Origin of the sequence: Janthinobacterium sp. CG3 (genome assembly GCF_000344615.1) — a bacterium.
GTDB lineage: Bacteria > Pseudomonadota > Gammaproteobacteria > Burkholderiales > Burkholderiaceae_D > Janthinobacterium.
Map to the genome: position 1 here is coordinate 2,653 of NZ_KB467828.1, position 2,224 is coordinate 4,876.

4 protein-coding genes are annotated in these 2,224 nt (G+C 54.7%); all 4 read left to right on the top strand.

Going from position 1 to position 2,224, the window contains the following annotated elements:
- Window positions 1-207: 207 nt before the first annotated feature.
- Window positions 208-645 carry a transposase gene (locus tag JANGC3_RS30455; RefSeq protein ID WP_442905270.1) on the top strand — a complete coding sequence of 146 codons (438 nt, stop codon included), beginning with the start codon at window positions 208-210 and terminating at the stop codon, window positions 643-645.
- 24 nt (window positions 646-669) lie between these two features.
- Window positions 670-1,032 carry a hypothetical protein gene (locus tag JANGC3_RS33115; RefSeq protein WP_157407094.1) on the top strand — a complete coding sequence of 121 codons (363 nt, stop codon included), beginning with the start codon at window positions 670-672 and terminating at the stop codon, window positions 1,030-1,032.
- 146 nt (window positions 1,033-1,178) lie between these two features.
- Complete coding sequence (locus JANGC3_RS33440) at window positions 1,179-2,048, top strand: PoNe immunity protein domain-containing protein (RefSeq protein WP_198292125.1); 870 nt, start codon at window positions 1,179-1,181, stop codon at window positions 2,046-2,048.
- A partial coding sequence (locus tag JANGC3_RS0127830; protein ID WP_232429839.1) for a type VI secretion system Vgr family protein occupies window positions 2,027-2,224 on the top strand: 198 nt, incomplete at its 3' end. The genes JANGC3_RS33440 and JANGC3_RS0127830, both read left to right, overlap by 22 nt.

Sequence of the window (2,224 nt, forward strand, 5' to 3'; positions counted from 1 at the left end):
CACATTGCGTTCTGCATGCGCGTCGAGAAGGCCGGCAACGGCGGCTTTCCCTGCGTGCGCGACTTCCTGCGCTCCGGTCTGAGCGAGCAGCTCGTCATGCTGCGCGCGCCCGACCGGCGCGACGCCGACGATTATGAATGCCCCCGAGAACCCCAGCAGGTGCGCCTCGTCCGCCATGTCGCGCCGAACGGCAAGGTGCGGGTGTTGATGACCAATTTGTTCGACAGCGCGCGCTTTCCCGCCGACGGCTTCGGCGACCTCTACCACAAGCGCTGGCGTATCGAGGAAGCCTTCAAGCGGCTCAAGCATCGNCTCAATTTGGAGCATGTGTCTGGCCTGTCCCAGCAAGCCGTGGTGCAGGACGTCGCCGCCAAAATCATGTGCGATAACTTGCAAACCCTGGCGGCCTTGACAGCCCACGACAGCGCCGACCTGCGCGCAGCCGAGCGCATCAACCACGCCTATGCGCATACCGCCCTCAAACCATTGTTGCCGGCCCTTCTGCTCGGAAAAAAGGTGGCGAAGTTACTGCGCGAGGTGCTGCGCCTGATTGCGAAACGGACACACATCCATCGGGAAAATCTATCCAAAACACGCAAAACCAGGCCGAAGCCGCACAAGCACATGATCCAAAAACCATGTTAAAAGGTTGGAAAATCCCTAACTTGGGTGGATTGGGATGCACATGCCAACCAAGACGTGTCTATTGGTGATACCGACCATCATGACACGGCGGTGCGGCGTGGTGTCAATCCCCCAGGGAAAAACAAGCATGGCGAACCAACTGGACTACCAACTCAGATGACCCACGCTTGGATTTCATATGTTTTACCTGAAGAAAAACTAACAGCCCCTGGTCACCGACTAAGAACATTAATTACTGAATATGAGGAAGGGGAGATAAATTGCCCATATCAACGTTGGATATCGTTAGTGACTGGCCGTCAATTAAGTAAACATAAAAAATCAAACGGATCAACACATGACATTCAATTATTAATGAACCTTCCCGACACAATTCTTATTAAGTAAATAAAATAAATAATATTTTTACATTAAAAGAGTTTTCAGAAAAAAAACGAGAGATAATTTTCGATTATTCGGTATACCTAGAATTGGTGCAAGACTTGGCGATGAGAATTCCTCGCGTCGGTAGAAATATGGAAAATCCAGTTTGGATGGCAGACAAAGACGCTGCGAAGTTAATGACAATGACGCGATCTCGGGCATGGAACTCGATTAATTTACTGACGATAAACTATTCAGCAGGAATCGATCTCCCTGCTCTGCAGTGTTGTTACCCGACCGTCTTGGCATACTGGGAAGAATATGCGAAATATGACAAAGCATACGATGCCACTCCGGAGGGCCTTCGTACTTACGTGGCTCATCTTCCGCTCTTGGGACATGGCTTTGATCAAGCCAACCGTTTAGTCTGCCTCGGCATTCTTCTCGGCTGGGGCCATTTATTGTCCCGTCTGGTGCCAATTATCGACTATCACAACCCGCGGCGAGACGGTATGCTGGAACGGTTGTTCGCCTTCTATGTGGACGGTCGCGGCGCGCCGCCGGACGAGTGCACGCGTCACTTGCCGTATTTCAAGACACTAAAGATATTTGTAGCCCCAAAGGAGAAACGTCCCGAGTTGATGGCGGGATACCTGGACGACTGGTACCATGCCAGCCGCCGCGAGCCATATCACGACAGCCATACCCGAGGCACGAGCTTCATGGGTTACTGGGCATGGGAAGCCGCCGCCATCACCTACCTGCTCGACATTGACGACCGCAGCTTCCGCGACGCGCAATTTTATCCGAAGGATTTGGTTGATTTCGCCAGAAGCATACAGGCTGAGCCGGCCCACTCAGGCGCTCCGGTGCAGCCAGACGGAGAGCTTCGCGCAACTGCGGGTCAGCCGTGCCCCAAGACGGGCCGGTGGGAAGCGCTTGATATTCCGCCGCAAGTAAAATCGTACCAACAAGGCGAATTGATGCTCAACCTTGGTTCCGCGTACGGGTTGACTGTGTGGCGTTACATGGACGTTTGAAAGCCCATTTGGCCGGTCGCGCCCGTCGCTGCGGCGCCACGCCAAGGCGCACCGCGGCAACGACGCACCTGCGCCACCAGAGCGACAACCAGCGCCTGGCCAAGGCCGGCTTCGGCGCCGAATTGAAAACCGAGCACGCCGCCGCGCTGCGCGCCGGCCAAGGGATGCTGCTGTCG